General features: G+C 36.5%; 15 protein-coding genes and 1 pseudogene. 7 read left to right on the forward strand and 9 right to left on the reverse strand.

Features of this window, described 5'->3' with window-relative positions; genetic code table 11:
* Positions 1-39 precede the first annotated feature (39 nt).
* Positions 40-597 (reverse strand): YceD family protein, encoded by a 558-nt coding sequence (locus GTK57_RS02135; protein WP_152872776.1) that lies wholly within the window; start codon positions 595-597, stop codon positions 40-42.
* Positions 598-694: 97 nt separating this feature from the next.
* Between GTK57_RS02135 and GTK57_RS02140 the strand changes: the two genes are divergently transcribed.
* The 5 genes from GTK57_RS02140 to rluB all read left to right on the forward strand — a co-directional run bounded on the left by GTK57_RS02140 (position 695) and on the right by rluB (position 4,721).
* Entirely contained in the window at positions 695-1,357 is a 663-nt protein-coding gene (locus GTK57_RS02140; protein ID WP_152872775.1) for an elongation factor P hydroxylase, read from the forward strand.
* An 83-nt stretch (positions 1,358-1,440) separates the two neighbouring features.
* Positions 1,441-2,058, forward strand: a complete 618-nt coding sequence (locus tag GTK57_RS02145; protein WP_163121080.1) for an L-threonylcarbamoyladenylate synthase — start codon at positions 1,441-1,443, stop codon at positions 2,056-2,058.
* Positions 2,059-2,303: 245 nt separating this feature from the next.
* Positions 2,304-3,098 carry a segregation and condensation protein A gene (locus tag GTK57_RS02150; protein ID WP_163121082.1) on the forward strand — a complete coding sequence of 265 codons (795 nt, stop codon included), beginning with the start codon at positions 2,304-2,306 and terminating at the stop codon, positions 3,096-3,098.
* Positions 3,095-3,685, forward strand: a complete 591-nt coding sequence (scpB, locus tag GTK57_RS02155) for an SMC-Scp complex subunit ScpB (RefSeq protein WP_152872772.1) — start codon at positions 3,095-3,097, stop codon at positions 3,683-3,685. The genes GTK57_RS02150 and scpB overlap by 4 nt, the downstream gene beginning before the upstream one ends.
* 40 nt (positions 3,686-3,725) lie before the next feature.
* Positions 3,726-4,721, forward strand: coding sequence for a 23S rRNA pseudouridine(2605) synthase RluB (rluB, locus tag GTK57_RS02160; protein ID WP_163121084.1), 996 nt, complete (start codon positions 3,726-3,728; stop codon positions 4,719-4,721).
* Positions 4,722-4,786: 65 nt separating this feature from the next.
* Here the strand turns inward: rluB and bioD are convergent, their stop codons facing one another.
* The 5 genes from bioD to GTK57_RS02185 all read right to left on the reverse strand — a co-directional run bounded on the left by bioD (position 4,787) and on the right by GTK57_RS02185 (position 9,456).
* Complete coding sequence (gene bioD / locus GTK57_RS02165; RefSeq protein ID WP_163121086.1) at positions 4,787-5,428, reverse strand: dethiobiotin synthase; 642 nt, start codon at positions 5,426-5,428, stop codon at positions 4,787-4,789.
* A gap of 1 nt (position 5,429) precedes the next feature.
* Complete coding sequence (gene bioC / locus GTK57_RS02170; protein ID WP_163124542.1) at positions 5,430-6,179, reverse strand: malonyl-ACP O-methyltransferase BioC; 750 nt, start codon at positions 6,177-6,179, stop codon at positions 5,430-5,432.
* Between the two features lie 14 nt (positions 6,180-6,193).
* Positions 6,194-7,351, reverse strand: a complete 1,158-nt coding sequence (locus tag GTK57_RS02175; RefSeq protein ID WP_163121088.1) for an 8-amino-7-oxononanoate synthase — start codon at positions 7,349-7,351, stop codon at positions 6,194-6,196.
* The gene (bioA, locus tag GTK57_RS02180) at positions 7,348-8,643 is read right to left on the reverse strand and encodes an adenosylmethionine--8-amino-7-oxononanoate transaminase (RefSeq protein ID WP_163121090.1); all 1,296 of its coding nucleotides are present in this window, start codon (positions 8,641-8,643) and stop codon (positions 7,348-7,350) included. Before bioA ends, GTK57_RS02175 begins: the two co-directional genes overlap by 4 nt.
* 81 nt (positions 8,644-8,724) lie before the next feature.
* Entirely contained in the window at positions 8,725-9,456 is a 732-nt protein-coding gene (locus GTK57_RS02185) for a YqiA/YcfP family alpha/beta fold hydrolase (protein WP_163121092.1), read from the reverse strand.
* Between the two features lie 171 nt (positions 9,457-9,627).
* On the opposite strand from GTK57_RS02185, the gene phoA reads away from it, so the two are divergent.
* Entirely contained in the window at positions 9,628-11,079 is a 1,452-nt protein-coding gene (phoA, locus tag GTK57_RS02190; RefSeq protein WP_163121094.1) for an alkaline phosphatase, read from the forward strand.
* Between the two features lie 57 nt (positions 11,080-11,136).
* Here the strand turns inward: phoA and ftn are convergent, their stop codons facing one another.
* From ftn to GTK57_RS02205, 3 genes and pseudogenes are all read right to left on the reverse strand, one after another.
* The gene (ftn, locus tag GTK57_RS02195) at positions 11,137-11,601 is read right to left on the reverse strand and encodes a heteropolymeric bacterioferritin subunit Ftn (RefSeq protein WP_152872765.1); all 465 of its coding nucleotides are present in this window, start codon (positions 11,599-11,601) and stop codon (positions 11,137-11,139) included.
* Positions 11,602-12,052: 451 nt separating this feature from the next.
* Positions 12,053-13,027 carry a 23S rRNA (adenine(1618)-N(6))-methyltransferase RlmF gene (rlmF, locus tag GTK57_RS02200; RefSeq protein ID WP_163121096.1) on the reverse strand — a complete coding sequence of 325 codons (975 nt, stop codon included), beginning with the start codon at positions 13,025-13,027 and terminating at the stop codon, positions 12,053-12,055.
* A 228-nt stretch (positions 13,028-13,255) separates the two neighbouring features.
* A pseudogene (locus GTK57_RS02205) lies at positions 13,256-14,137 on the reverse strand (helix-hairpin-helix domain-containing protein); the annotation flags it as partial.
* A 111-nt stretch (positions 14,138-14,248) separates the two neighbouring features.
* Here GTK57_RS02205 and GTK57_RS02210 point away from each other — a divergent pair.
* Positions 14,249-16,867, forward strand: coding sequence for a hypothetical protein (locus GTK57_RS02210; RefSeq protein ID WP_171522132.1), 2,619 nt, complete (start codon positions 14,249-14,251; stop codon positions 16,865-16,867).
* The last annotated feature ends 5 nt before the right edge of the window (positions 16,868-16,872 follow it).

Here is a 16,872-nt window from a genome sequence, read left to right on the forward strand (position 1 = left end):
AAATTCAGTTGTCTTATACTTCACAGTATAACACAAAAATTAGTTAAGTTTACCCTTCAAACCTGCCAAAATTTCAAACGGATTATCTCGTTTTTCTTCAACAAGTTCTTCTACGGCAGGTTGATGCTTATGTTCACAAAACTCATGTCTTGGAGACAACGGCATCAACAATAACAACTCATCTTCTATGAGTGAGAGTAAATCAGCGGTTGCAGGCGCATCAAAGCTACCTTTCGTCGTTGCTTCACTTTCACCTAATACGATGAAATCAGCATCCTCATCCAAGCGCTCTATCAGTGACTCATCATCTACAAGAGCTAAATGAAAATCTAAAACGAGTTCAATTTCAACAGGATCCAAACAACGTTGGCATTCTACTGAAACTTTCGTTTCAACATGACCACTTAGCCACACAATACGATGATATGCATCCATTGATAGCTTACAGTCTATGTTAATCAATTGATCATCAATTGATCCAACAGCTTCACGGGATATGCGAACAAAGCGAGATAATGGCAGAGTTCCTGCCCATACAAAGCCTTGTTCGGCCCATTTAAACGGCTCAATCTGTGCCGGAAAGGTATTTGCTGACATAATTAAGGCGGCAATTCTACAAATTCATAAGTACTCTGTCAAAGATTAAGATACAATTTTGTACTTATTTAGACAGACCATTTGGGTAATTTCAGTCATGCATCTGTTGCAGCCGCAAACAGAAGTGAATATTTCATCACTTGTTAGCACACTTCCAACTTCTAATTCTGACACTTCACTCGAACAAGTGCAACTTTCTTCATGGGCGAATTTATCATCAGAAACAGAACACGTTGATTGGCTCATCTTACACTTTAATCATTGGTTTTCCCATCTTAATGTAATATTGGTTAAAGGTGATTTTGAACCTGAATATTTTCCTGTGAATGAAAATAGTCCCGCACGTATTCAATTTGCACATGGTTTCTTTAATAGTGCATTACATGAAATAAGCCATTGGAGCATTGCAGGCGATAAACGTCGTCTACTTCCCGACTTGGGTTATTGGTATGCCCCAGATGGTCGTACCGCAGAGCAACAAGCTTTATTTGAACAAGTGGAAATTAAACCGCAAGCCATTGAATGGCTATTTGCCCAATCTTTTGGAAGAAAGTTTCGTGTATCTTTAGATAACTTAACGGGCGAAGGCGGAAATGGCGCTAGTTTTAAAGATAATGTCTATACTCAAGTTCAACGTTATTTTTCTGGTGAAGCCAAACTTCCACGCGATGCTGCTCGCTTTATTGATTGTATTTGTGCGTGTACGCGAAGTGGCAAAAGATTACAAAGTAATGAGTTTATTCGTGAAATGTTAGATTAATTTATTTAATTCAACATTTCACTATTGAAAGATATTCTAAACTCAAGTGATAATGAGCAAAAAGGCATCAGGAGAAAATAATTATGCTTCATTTAAGAATCCATCCTGAAGATCCTCAAGCAAGGCTTATTAGCCAAGCTGTAGAACGTATTCGTGCAGGCGATGTTATTGTCTATCCAACCGATGCCGCCTACGCGATTGGATGCCAAATTGGTAATAAAAATGCCATGGAACGTATTTCTCAAATTCGTGGTTTAGGCCCTAAACACCAATACGCCATTATTTGTGCAGATTTATCTGACATTTCGACCTATGCAAAAGTTGATAATGCGATGTATCGTTTACTTAAAAATAATACGCCTGCTGTAACTACTTTTATTTTGCCTGCAACCAGTGAAGTTCCACGTCGCTTGATGCATCCTAAAAAGAAAACCATTGGTTTGCGTATTCCAAGTAACCCTATTTGCCAAATGCTATTAAAAGAACTTGGTGAACCATTAATTACCAGTACACTTATTCTCCCCAATCAAACTGACCCAATTGATGATCCTTATGATATCGACTTACAACTATCAAAAAGAATTGATGTTTTAATTGATGGTGGTTTAGGTACTTTAAATACAACAAGCATTATTGATTTATCTGGTGACAATCCAGAAATTCTCCGTCGAGGTGTGGGTGATGTGAATGCTTTTGAATAAGTATCTCTTAAATCAAATCACTTAAAAATCTATAGTAAAAACAAAAGTTCAGATCATCACGGAAATAAATACTTTATATTTATTTCTAATTTTTATACAAATGTTCGTCTAATTTGATTTATTTAAAAACAAAAATCTATTAAACTGCATGTGTTTTATTTCTCCGCTATTTATTTTGGCACTCTCTCTTTAAGCCGAAAAAATAGCTTTCATGCCTTTGAAAATTCGCGTGGCCTATAACTGTAATGAATCAAACCGTCCATAACCCTATGGAACAACCACAACAAATCCGTGTATTGGATGAGTGGCAAGATACGATTCCTGAGGATTTATACATCCCTCCTGCAGCATTTGAAATTCTCTTAGAGCATTTCGAAGGACCACTCGATTTCTTAATTTATCTTATTCAAAAAAGTGGTTTCGACTTATTACAGCTTGATATCGCCCCAATTGCATCTCAATATTTATCTTATATGGATGCAATGAAAACCCTAAATATTGAATTGACCGCAGATTATATGGTGATGGCAGCATTACTCGCATATTTAAAATCTCGTTTGCTTCTTCCAAAACCTCCATCAATATCTGCAATTGAAAAAGACCCAATACAAGAATTAATTGATCGCTTAGAAACCTATTTACGCATTAAGCAAGCGACTGAACGCTTAGGGCAAATGCCTGTTTTAGATAGAGATACATTTAATACCAATGTTAATTTTGGACAAGTTACCGTAAATAATGTGGGCTATGCAGCCGACCAACTACGTGATGCATTGCTTTGTGTGTTTAATCGTCCCGAACCTGCAACACATCAAATTGTACAAGAACCTGTTGCCCTCGAAGAACGTATTGCTTATATCGAATATAAAATTCAATCGGGTGAAGTTTTGCAGTTTGAAGCATTATTAAAACCAAGCCAAGGTCGTATGGGCATGGTCGTTACATTTATGGCGATTTTAGAATTAACACGTCAACAAAAGATTTCAATTATCTCAACAGGCATAGATGCACCGCTTGCAATTCAAGGAGCAAAAGTATGAATGATGAACAAATTACACCGTTAAGCGAAGGTGAAAATCATCATGAAATATTAATGCAACTCGAAGCCATCATTTTTGCAAGTGAAGCGCCTGTATCTTTAGCAAGATTAAAAGAAGCATTTCAAGACCAATTTAATAAACAACAATTGCGCCAATTTTTACAACAACTTGCAATGTTGCAACATGGTCGCTCAATTGAACTGATTGAAACCGCACAAGGTTATCGTTTTCAGGTGAGAGCAAAGTATAGAAACTTAATTGCTCAAACTTGGCCTGAACGCCCTGTGCGCTTATCTCCAACCATGTTGGAGACTTTATCTGTTATTGCCTATCACCAACCCGTGACGCGTGCAGATATTGAACAAATTCGTGGAGTAACGGTAAATAGTCAAATTTTGCGTACATTATTTGACTGGAACTGGATTAAGGAATCTGGTTTTCGTGAACTCCCTGGAAGACCTGCGTTGTTAGTCACAACGTCACAATTTTTAAATGCTTTTGGCCTGTCATCAATTGGTCAATTGCCTCCCTTACAGGATGCCAAGGAAGCTTTTATGGCGCTCGATGCTAATGCACCGAAGTCGTAAATAGGTGAACTGTTATGATTATTTCTAAGGTTATGCTGTCATGAGTGAAAAATTGCAAAAGGTGCTTGCACGCGTTGGTTTGGGTTCTCGCCGTTATATGGAAGAAGTCATTGCTGCTGGACGTGTAAGTGTCAACGGTCAAGTAGCCCAAGTGGGTGAACGTATCGAGCCAACTGATGAGCTTCGCATCGATGGTCGCAAAGTGCAGTTCCAAATTGAAGATGAAATTCGTCGTCGCGTCATTATTTATTACAAACCTGAAGGTGAAATTTGTTCGCGTAACGACCCTGAAAACCGCCCTACTGTATTTGAACAATTACCACAAATTCCTGGTGATCGTTGGGTTATGGTTGGTCGTCTAGATATTAACTCTACAGGTTTATTACTTTTCACGAATGATGGTGAACTTGCAAACCGTTTAATGCATCCATCAAATGAAATTGAACGTGAATATGCTGTTCGTGTGATGGGTGAAGTAACACCTAAAATCATCAAAACTATGACAACAGGTGTTGTGTTGGATGATGGTCCTGCTAAATTCGAGTCATTCTCTGAAATTGGCGGTGAAGGTATTAACCGTTGGTATCAAGTGGTTGTAAAAGAAGGTCGTAACCGTGAGGTTCGTCGTATTTTTGAATCACAAGGTCTTAAAGTAAGTCGCTTATTACGTACGCGTTACGGTACAGTTATTCTTCCGCGTGAATTACGTACAGGTCGTTGGATTGAACTTGATAAACAAGATATCGACAATTTAACGAAATCTGTAGAGCTTAAACCACGTCAAGGTACTGGCTTATTTGGTATGGCTAAACGTCGTAACGAACGTATGCAAGACAAACCTATGGCAGCACGTCGTGGTGGTTACTTACGTCAGCAACGTCGTGATACAGATGAAGTTGAATCATCTAATACTGATCGTCGTAGCGATAACACGGCTAAACGTGGTCGTGATGACAGCTATGGAAACCGTGAACGTCGTGATGAAAATGCACCGCGTAAACCTTATGGCATGAATAAAGGCTTCAAGAAATTTTAATTTCTAAGCTTCTATTTCAAACATAAAAAAAACCACTCAACTGAGTGGTTTTTTATGCTCGACTTCTAAGAAATGACAGGAATATCGATCCAAAGTGCCTGAGGAAATTGTTTAGATAAATAATTTTTTAAATATTCTGCTGTATCTTTAGAAATAATTTCATCCTGCAATTCATCACTTAAATTATAAGCCAAAGCATAAAGCTCAATATTTCGAATTTTTAAAGCCTCTAAACTCAACAAGGTATGATTAATACTCCCTAAGCGCCCAGAACTGACCAAAATTACAGGTCGTTTCTGGGCCTGAATATAATCAATACTCAGTAAATTTTGCGTTAAAGGCACCATTAAACCGCCCGCACCCTCAAGTAAAACCCGTTGATATTTTTTAGATAATTGCTCAGTCGCTGTATTAATTTTATCGAAATCAATATCTCGGCCATCAATTTTTGTCGCTAAATGCGGTGACGCAGGATAAGTGAAAATTTCAGGCATGGTAAGTTTGGTTTTATCTTCAGGAAACCACCCCATACCCATAATTTCTCGATGCTTTTCAATATCTTCTGAAATACCAATATTGCCTGTTTGAACCAATTTTTGCGTGATGGTCTGAATACCTTGCTCATTCCATAATTTTGCCAAATAACCCGTGGTATATGTTTTCCCAATTCCTGTATCTATTCCACTCACAAAAAAAACATTCGTCATTTCACTTTCTCCGAGCGATACAATAAATAGGATGATACGTCAGCGAATATTGCTGATTTTCTGACTTAAATTGCTCATAGTTTTCGTAAAAATTTGCCAAACTTTGTTTATTCCAACGAAATTGATTCGACGTTGCAGTCACACCAGTCGCTTTTAAATGCTTTAAGATCTGTTGAGGTTCATCAAACAAAAGTTGCTCTGTTACCTCAGTTAAAATTTCAATTTCAAAACCTATCTGCTCAAGTATTTTTTTCATTTCATCTAAGGATAAATAATCTAAGCCACGCCCTGTCAGCATTTTTATTTCTTTTAAGTTCATTTGACCAAAGCTAGAAAAACAAAGATATCCACCTTTATTTAATGCCGAATGTGCTTTTCTAAATATATGATTTAAATCATCCATCCATTGCAAAGCTGAACTCGATACAATTAAATCGAGTTGTTGTGGGAACTCTAATTTCTCCACATCCCCAATACACCAGTTTAAATTGGAATAATGAACAAAATTTTCACGTACATCACTGTAAATATCATTTAAAAAATATTGTTCATATTTAAAATTATTTAAGATGATTTGACTAAAATTTCCCGTACCACAACCAATTTCAAAAATACGATTTTGAGTTTCTAATAAATTTTGGTTCTGCATATACATAAATAATTGCGTACATATTTTCTTCTGTACAACAGCATGATCCACATAACTCTTTTGCGCTTTTGCAAACCGCTTAGAAACATCATCTTTATTCATTTTATGAGATGAAATCACAATAATTCCACCAAATTCTGTATTTCATTTTGTGTGATTTTTGCCGTTAAAGAAACACGTAATCGAGCACTATTTTGCGGTACAGTTGGTGGACGCACAGGCATAATATAAAAACCCGATTTTTGTAAGATCTGCGCTCTTTCAACGGTCGTTTGCGACTCTCCAATAATAACAGGCACAATATGTGAGCTAGATGGACAGACAAATCCTTTCTCTCGAACAGCCTGTTGTAAGTTTTGGCTTATATTCGATAAGTATTGACGTTCTGCCTGCATAGCAACCATTTTATTTAAAATAAACTGCGTCCATGCCATACAGATTGGTGGTTGAGCTGTACTAAAAATAAGAGGACGCATCGTGTTAATTAAATAATCACGAATAATTTCATGACAAATTAAATAACCACCAACCGATGCAATTGCTTTACCAAAAGTACCCACTAAAAAATCGACATCATCCATCACACCATATTGTTCTGCACAACCTAAGCCTAGATGTCCACGTACACCAATGGCATGTGCTTCATCAACATAAAGCATGACTTTTGAATAAGTTTTTTTAATACGCACCAATTCAGTTAAATTGGTTTCATCACCATCCATACTAAAAATAGATTCAGTCACCACAATAATACGTTCAATACTTTCATTATCATGATATTGATTGATTAATATTTCGAGATGTTCTAAGTCGTTATGTCTATAGCGTACATATTTTGCAGGGGATAAACGAATGCCATCAATCATACTGGCATGAATAAGTTTATCTGCCAAAATGAGTGTTTTACTGTCACTTAAAGCCGCTAAAATACCAATATTCATGTGATAGCCACTATTTAAAAGTAGCGCAGATCGACCATTAAACAATTGACTAAAATAAGCTTCTAATTGTTCATATTCAGGGAAATTACCTGTTAATAAACGTGATGATGATGAACTCATTACTCGACGTTCATTGGGTGTTTCATCAAAAAATTGTTCACGTAATTGCGTATTTGAAGCCAAACCTAAATAGTCATTGGAAGATAAATTCAGCATTTTCTGCTGATTAATTTCAATGTATTTATCTTGCTGAATATTCGACTTGAATTGTCGAATATTACCGTTATTTCTAAGCTGATCTAGCTGTATCGCATAATGATTTAAAAGGCTCATACAGCTTGCTCCTGCATTTGAGAAACAATATCTACAATACCTTTCAACAAAAGAGCCAACTCATCATCACGAATCACATAGGGCGGCATGACATAAACCAATTTTCCAAAAGGTCGCACCCAAATTCCTCGATCTACAAATTGTTGTTGTAGGCTTTTCATATCAATATTATTTTTAAGTTCAATCACGCCAATTGCACCAAGTACACGCACGTTTTGAACATGATTAAAGTCAGCCAATTGCACAAGATATTGCGTTAACTTTCGCTCAATTCTTAAAATATTTTCTTGCCAATTTTGTGACAATAAAAGTTCGGTACTTTTTAATGCAACTGCACATGCCAATGGATTTGCCATAAAAGTTGGCCCATGCATAAATACGCCCGCTTCACCCTGACTAATGGTTTCAGCAATGTCCGTAGACGCTAACACTGCTGAAAGCGTCATATATCCACCTGTTAAGGCTTTACCTATACACATAATGTCAGGTTCAACTTGCGCATGTTCCCATGCAAACAATTTTCCTGTGCGCCCAAAACCTGTGGCAATTTCATCAAAGATCATCAACACATCATATTTTTCACACAGCAACTTTGCTTGACGTAAATATTCAGGATGATAAAAACGCATACCTCCTGCACCTTGTACAATAGGCTCGATAATAAATGCTGCAATAGTTTGATGATGCTGTGCTAATGCGTGTTCTAATTCAGAAATATCTTGTTGATTCCATTCATCATAAAAACCAATTTTGGGTGCTGAAACAAAAATTCGATTCGGCAAACTTGTACCAAAAATTTGATGCATTCCTGTCACAGGATCACATACCGACATCGCATTCCACGTGTCGCCATGATAACCAGAGCGTGTGGTGATAAAATTATTTTTCTGTGATTGCTCTTTTGAAGCCCAGTATTGAACCGCCATTTTTAAGGCAACCTCAACCGCTACTGAACCTGAATCTGCGTAGAAAATTTTGCTTAAATTAGGCGGTGTAATCTTTAGAAGTAAACGCCCTAATTGAATTGCAGGATCATGCGTTAAACCGCCAAACATAATGTGTGACATTTTTTCTAATTGTTCTTTTACTGCCTGATTCAATTCAGAATGGTTATACCCATGAATGGCGCACCACCAAGAAGACATGCCATCGACAAGTTTTCGACCATCGTCAAGTTCAATTGTTGCGCCATAAGCTTGTCTCACCTTAAAACAAGGTAAAGGCTGAGTCATAGATGTATAAGGATGCCATAAATGCTGTTGATCAAATTCTAGATCTGTTAATTCGGTCATCCCATGCTCCATGCAGATATTTTTTTCATTGGGCGCATATTAAACCTGCATGAAGTAAAAATGAATTGCGATAAAAACCACTTATCTATTTATTTGTTTTATTTTGTTTAAATATTCAAAAATTTTACAACTTACTTCTTCAAAACTAAATAATGGGAAACCATGCGAACCTGAAATTAAATCTAGCTCTAAAAACTTTGCAGTGAATTTCTGAAAATTACGCTGAACTTTGTAACTAACTAAAAAATCTTGTTTTGCAAAAATATGATATTGATGACCTGTGTAATCATTCAAAATATCAACATTATTTAACTGTTCAAGGCAATCTAAACCTGTATTTAACACATCTAAATTTTGTGGCTGAATTAAACTTTGCAATGTTAAGAAATCTTGTTTGGTGGTGGTTGTTCCCTGACAAACCATAAAACCAAATTTTTTTAATGTTGAAATCGCATCATCTTTAAAAGATTGTTTAAAAGCTTGGAATGTCGGCTGATCCATCGCAGTTTGCCAAGTTTCATTCGCAACAAAGCAAGGATTTGAAGCTAAAGTAATTAAAACTTTTTGCTCCTGATATCGTTTTGAAATTTCATTTGCCAAAATTGTCGCAAGTTGCCCGCCCAAAGACCATCCCATTAAAACATCATAATTTTTCGCAAGCTCTACATGTTCTTTTAAAACATTCACATCTAAAGCATTAAAAATATTAATGAGTTTAACCGTATAATTTTCGGTTTCTAGTTGTTGTTTTAATGGCTGTAAAAGTTTTGTTCCACCGCCCCAACCTGTTATGAGCAAAATACTTTTTTTCAAAATAATTCCATGTGCTTAAAACCGTTCTATCTACCGATTATCTCAAGAGATATAAGCAACAGCAAAACATAAATGCTCAATGATTAGAAAAGAATAAAGAGGATTGTCATTTTTTTTAAATATAAACCTTTTAGCTTAAATGAAAATATCTAACGAAATGTTAAACCGAATATGAAATTTAAAATCCTTTTATTGCCTTTTTTAATTGCAAGTTTGTCTGCATGTAGCACGAATAATGTTGCTCAAAATTCTAATATCTCTAAAAATTTAAATGTAAAATCAAGCTCAAATGGTCAACTCCCTCAGCCATCTGCAAAAGGCGATTTAACTGCTTTTGGTGGTGCAACACGCTTAAAAGAAGATCGCACTGAAGCTTTAAAAGAATCTATTAACAACCGACCTGTGAAACATGTCATTTTGTTTATTGGTGATGGTACTAGCGACTCAGAACTCACCTCTGCACGAAATTATGCAGAAGGTGCATCGGGTTATTTTAAAGGTTTAGATGTATTGCCTTTTACAGGTTCATACACCACATATTCTATTGATAAAGATAAAAAAATTAATTATGTGACCGACTCAGCCGCATCTGCTTCTGCTTGGGCTACAGGTGTAAAAACGTATAATGGCGCATTAGGTATTGATATTCATGCAAAACCACATGAGTCGATTCTTTCACTTGCGAAAAAAGCAGGTTATGCGACAGGTAATGTCACCACAACAGAGCTTCAAGATGCGACCCCTGCTGCACTTGTAGCACATGTAACTTCTCGAAAATGTTATGGTCCGAAAGTAACTTCTGAAAAATGTCCAACAAACGCTTTAGAAAATGGTGGTGTTGGTTCTGTCACTGAACAGCTTTTACAAGCACGTGCAGATGTGACTTTGGGTGGCGGATCAATCACATTTAATGAAAAAGCCAAAGCAGGAAAATTCAAAGATAAAACACTGTTAGAACAAGCAAGATCATTGAATTACCAAGTCGTTCAAAATTTAAATGGCTTAAATGCGATAACAGAAGCAAATCAAAATAAACCTGTTCTCGGCTTATTTGCAGAGGGTAACTTGCCTGTTTCTTGGGTTGGTCCTCAAGCCGAACTGAATGGTAATTTGCGTGCTGCTGAAAAATGTAAGATTAATCCTGAACGTAGTGCATCTACCCCAAGCCTAAAAGCGATGACAGCAAAAGCCATTGAACTTTTACAAAAAAATGAAAAAGGCTTTTTCTTACAAGTGGAAAGTGGATCAATTGATAAAGCAAATCACATTGCAGATGCTTGCGGTCAAATTGGTGAAACCGTTGCTTTAGATGATGCAGTTCAGGTCGCTTTAGAGTTTGCCAAAAACAATCCTGACACTTTAATTATTGTGACGGGCGATCATGCACATACCAGTCAAATTATTCCAAATGAATCTAAAAGCCCAGGTAAAACAGTTTCGCTTATAACCAAAGACAATGTACCAATGACCATCAATTACGGTACATCAACCACTGAAAGCCAAGAACACACAGGTGCGCAGGTTCATACAGCCGCTTATGGTCCACATGCTGCAAATATCTCAGGTTTAATTGATCAAACAGATATGTTCTTTATTATGAAGAATGCATTAGGTATTAAATAAGAAATCAACTTCAATAAAAAATCCCGCACCAAGCGGGATTTTTTATTCGTCTCAATTTTACATTTGAGATTGGATATAATTTTGTAGACCAATCAATTCGATTAAGCGGATTTGCTTTTCCAACCAATAAGTATGATCTTCTTCTGTATCTGCCATTTGTTGACGTAACATATCACGGGTAATGTAATCGCCTTTTTCTTCACAAAGTTTTACGCCTTGTGCAAGTTTTTCACGTACATGATATTCAAGTTTTAAATCTGCTTTTAAGCAAGAAACGACATCTGTGCCTACATCAATATCTTCACGGTTCATGTTTGGTGTTCCTTCTAGGAACAATACACGACGGATGATTGCATCTGCATGTTGTGCTTCTTCTTGCATTTCATGATCAATACGTTCGAAGATTTTACTTAAACCCCAATCTTCATACATACGAGAATGAATTAGGTATTGGTCACGAGCAGCCAGTTCACCACCAATTAACATATTTAGATAGTCTACGACTTCTGGATTGCCACGCATTTTTAATACTCCATACCTTTATGTAAATATTATGGCCAATTCATACTCTATTTGCAAAGCTTTTAATTTGTAAGTTAATGATTTTTATATAATTAAAATGAGAAGTACTTGCATTTGCAGTTGTATTTAATGAATACCCGCTTATAAAACAATATGTTGCAAATCATGATGTTTATTTCAGCAAACAAAATCCTTACTTTTGGGATTGGTTAAAATTTGTAACACTCATAACACATGCTCTAAGAAGTCCAATACAAGAGATCTGTATCAATAGCATATTTGTTTTCTGCAACTAGATGCAAAATCATGGTGGCATATAGTCAAACAGCATATACGAATCAAAAACGCTAAGCACCTATCAACATGACTAAATATCTACGCAAAAGAGAGCTTGCTTATTCACATAAACCACTCATGCACTAACAAGCTCACTCTTCCTCAGTAAGATAAGCTACGCTGAAGTCCAATGCGTATTTTTCCACGCTTGCTGTTGTTTTGAATCTAAAAAAGTCCAAGCCACAAAGCGACTCTCTTTTTGCCCCTGCGTCATTTTAATGGTTTTCACATCCACTGCACCGCTCTTACGCAAGGTACTTAAAAGCATAGGCAATGTTGTTTTCTTGGAAACAAGTGTACTAAACCACAGACATTGTTCAGCAAATTGTGTGCTCTCTTGTACCATCTGGCAAACGAATCGCTCTTCGCCACCATCACACCATAATTCGTTCTTTTGCCCGCCAAAGTTTAACACCACCTTAGTGCGGTCAACTGGTTTACCCAGTTTTCTTAATTTCTGAGTTGCGGTGGCGTTCGCTTCATCTTGCGAGGCATGAAATGGTGGGTTACATAGGGTTAAATCAAAACGATCTGAGGGTTTTATCACACCTTTGAAAATATTGCTCGGTGTCTTCTGCAATCGAATCTGAATCCCCTTTTTTAAATTCGGATTTGCCTCCACAATAAATTGAGCACTTTTAACCGATGCAACATGAATATCTGAACCGACAAATTTCCAACCATAACTACGATGACCAATGATCGGATAAATACAGTTCGCGCCAACCCCAATATCTAACACGTGAACAGCGTGTCCTGTTGGAATTAGACCTTTATTATTCAGACTCAACAGGTCAGCCAAATAGTGAATATAGTCCGCTCTACCCGGAATAGGTGGGCAAAGATAATCTTGAGGAATATCCCAATATTGAATGCCATAAAAATGCTTGAGCAATGCTTTATTGAGCATTTTTACTGCCTGTGGATCAGAAAAGTTGATTGAAAGATCGCTATATTGATTTGGGCTGACAAAAGGTGCAAGTTCCGGACAACTTTTAATTAACTGAGGAAAATCGTAACGACTGCGATGCAGATTTCGTGCATGTAATTCCGATTTTTGTTGCGGAAAAGATTTCTTTGCTTGCGCCATATTTATGCCAATAATCAACGGGAGAACAGAATCAATAAAACAGGATATATACCTGCAAATGAATCGATATTGTACGTGAATTCAACTCACAATGACGAGCCTATCGTGATATGTGTCTGTGCTATATCACACTCAGCAAATTTTATTACTTTGCAACAGCGATAAAAAAAGACACCTCAAACTTATCATCCTCGGTGTCTTTTTAATTTACATTATTTTCTAGAATGATCAGCTTTCGATTTGACCATATTCTTTCATCAAGGCAATGAATTGTTCTTCATTCAAAACTGGCACACCAAGTTTCTCTGCTTTCTCAAGTTTAGAACCCGCTTTTTCACCTGCAACCACACATTTCGTTTTACCCGAAACACTTCCGCTTACACGTGCGCCTAAAGTTTGAAGTAACTGCGTTGCATCATCACGTCCCATGCTACTCAATGTACCTGTCACCACCCAACTTTCACCATTTAATGGCTGACGTGTTGGCGCAACAGGTGCATCCCAATGAATCCCTGCCGTAATTAAACGATCAACCACTTCTAAATTATGCGGTGCTTGGAAAAAGTCGATAATCCATTCAGCAGTAATATCACCTACATCTGGCGTTTTCTTGAGTGCTTCTAAATCTGCGGCACGAAGCGCTTCCAAAGTTTGGAAGGTATTTGCAAGCATTCTTGCTGTTGTTTCGCCCACACCACGAATACCCAATGCAAAAATAAAACTCGAAAAGCTCGTTTTCTTACTATTTTCAATTGAATCAATCAGGTTTTGAACAGACTTTTCGCCCATTTTTTCAATGGTGAGTAATTTCTCACGATGTTCATGCAAATGATAAATATCGGCAACATCTTTGAGTAAATCTAAATGTAATAAAGATTCCGCCCATCGATCACCTAAACCTTCAATATCCATGGCTTTACGTGAGACAAAGTGACGAATCGCTTCAATACGTTGAGCTGCACAGTACAAACCACCTGAACAGCGCGCAAGTGCTTCGCCTTCAGGCATCACCACAGGAGATGAACATACAGGACATTGTTCAGGAAGATGAATTTCTACCGTATCTACAGGACGAAATTCAGGCCAAACTTTCTCAACCTTTGGAATCACCAGGAAGTGTCACCTTACAACTAACTTTTCACTATTCAAATATTATTGTAATAACTGAAATTTTGATATAAAACTAGAACATCCTCACTAGTTGAAACTATCAAAAAGAGAATGGCTGTGATAAATCATAACGAAAGGCTCATTTTTTTATCTACGTTTATTGGTGTAGGTGCGTTAGTCAGAAAATGGATTGATTCTAAGAGCACGAATGAGCAACCCTTACTTTCCCTTATCTTGATTCGGTACATCGAACTGATCCATTCACCTTTCAACAATGATGATACAACCGAGCTAATTCTTAACCTTACTTACATTCGTGCGGACCTTTGCCAGCAGAATAAATTTAAATATGCAAATGAAAGGTATAAAAAGATTTGCTTGCTCATAAAGTACATGATTGATGAGAGCTATTTCAAAGGTGGAAATGTCGATGGTCTATCTTCTCTCATGTGTACTCTCACTGAATCTCAATACGAAGCCTGTAAGGCTGAGAAAATTCCATTCGAGGTTTCTCTCAAGTTCAACTATGACCTTTCCAAATCAGATACAGTAGACAACGCTAAAGATACCTCCCTCTCACCTACTGTTGTGCTAAGACTTGAATACTTATCAGGAATTTTGAATGCTGATGTTTATTATTTAATTTCTAATTTTATATCTCAGTCGAATAAGCAGCGACAAACCCAACTATCATTTTTAATGAAAAGGTACATAGCAATACTGTATGAACCGCTTAACAATAACGATTCAGGTGAACTAGCTAAAAGCCTACAATATATTCGAATAGACCTTTGCAAAAGACACACTTTTAAAAGCAGTATGATCTTAATCAATAATCTTATAATGATCATTAAACGATTAATTAATACAGAATTTTTTAACAAGAAAGAATTAAACAAACTAGATAATTTTCTTACTTTACCAACTGAATCTCAATTCAAACTAATTAAGTCAGAAATTATACCAGAAGAAATATCAAATCTTTTCGCACATGAATCCGGCGCCGATGAGAACTTTAAGAAAATACTAAACTCCACCTGCACTCCAGAAATTGCGAATAGATTAAAAGAGCACGTTAACAGTTTTAAGCATAAGAAACATCATAGAGGACCCTTAATTCAATTTTTAGAGCAAATTTCATCAACTAATATTGAGTGGTATAAACATCCCAGAATTATTCAAGGTGAGCTTTTAAAATATAGAGGTAACTTGCTTGATGAATATCAAAGAAATACTGCGTATGGTAAATTCCAGAACGTTAAGAACTCACTTGATGTGTTAGTTAAACATAGCCTATTACCAGAAAACGTTGAAATGCCGGACAATTTTCGTAGGTGTACAAATACGCAAAAGGTGCGAAAAAACAACCCGCTCATATGTGAAGTGGACATGTATGATGAAAAAAAGCGTGATGAATACATAAACACTCCCCAGTTTATCGAGTCTTTAAAGAGCGAACTTTCATATAACTTGTGTATCCTTGTGAAAAACGCCCAAGAGATCGTTTTTCAGGGGTACAAAAAGTTTTGTAATAAAAATATCATCATAGAGCAAAGCCAGTTTGATGAATTCATGAACCACCCTCAATTTCTCGTAAGTAGAACAAAAGGCAGCAATTCTAAGTCAAAGATAAACCCTTTTAATAGCACACATCCACTACGCTTAAATAATTTAACTGCTTATTACGATCATTACTTTAATGATCTACTAAATGGCAAAACTCAACATAATATTAACGGTCTCGCTATAAGCGAAGATATCCTTGGATATCTAGGCTTAACAAGCAGTATTGCATCTGCGATGCAAACCATCATCACAGAAGAATTAGGGATTAATCCGTACTCGCTTTATAGAGTAAAAATATCATCTGACGGTCACGGCCATGAATTTGTTATAGTGGATGATGAGGGTTCTGTAAGAATTAAAACTTTAAAGCCACGAGCTAGAAACGCTCGCTCAAGAAAGGCAGAAGGATCTTATAAATCATTAGCCGATATAGATGCATATGAAATAAATGCAGCAACTTGCTTAAGAATGGCATTAGAAATGGCAGCAAGAATCAGAGAGACCTTCGGAATACGAGATCTATGGGTTTGCCTAACTTGTCACGGTGTCACTGTTCCATGTCCTGAAACATTCCAAAATAAATTTAATAAGTTCTGCTTGACGCTCTCACCTCAGAACACGACTTTGCAGGAAGCTACATTAAAAAAAGTACGTACATCAAAAGGTGTTTTAATTTATTTAAAATCAAATGGCGACTCCATCAAGACTGCGACATATTTTGGTAATACTGTTAAGACAACCCTTAATCGTTACATCCCGAAATATTTAACTGAAATAATTTACAGACTCAAAATAAGAAACTTTCAAAAGATATTTCTGTTTATGGCTACCTCATCTGATAAATTACCTTTCAAGTCACTAAATATGAGTGAGGCCGAATTTAAATTACAGCTAAAACAAGTTTTCAATAATCCAGATATGGGAGGTAATTTATACGAAAAACTAACTAACCCTTGTATAGATAATGAGGAAGATATCCCACTGTATTTTTGTGTATCTGATCTAAACCTTCAGTTAGCTATAAAGTATGCGAAAGATGGTAAAGATGAGAAGTTAAAGAAAAACTGTAAAGATGTACTTGATAAGATTGGGCAAGAGTCCTCAGTAATGATGAAGCATATACTTAGGAAAGCACAGTTAAATGTCGAGAAAAATAGTTATTAGGTGTG

The sequence above is a fragment of the Acinetobacter portensis genome (assembly GCF_010646905.1).
Classification (GTDB): domain Bacteria; phylum Pseudomonadota; class Gammaproteobacteria; order Pseudomonadales; family Moraxellaceae; genus Acinetobacter; species Acinetobacter portensis.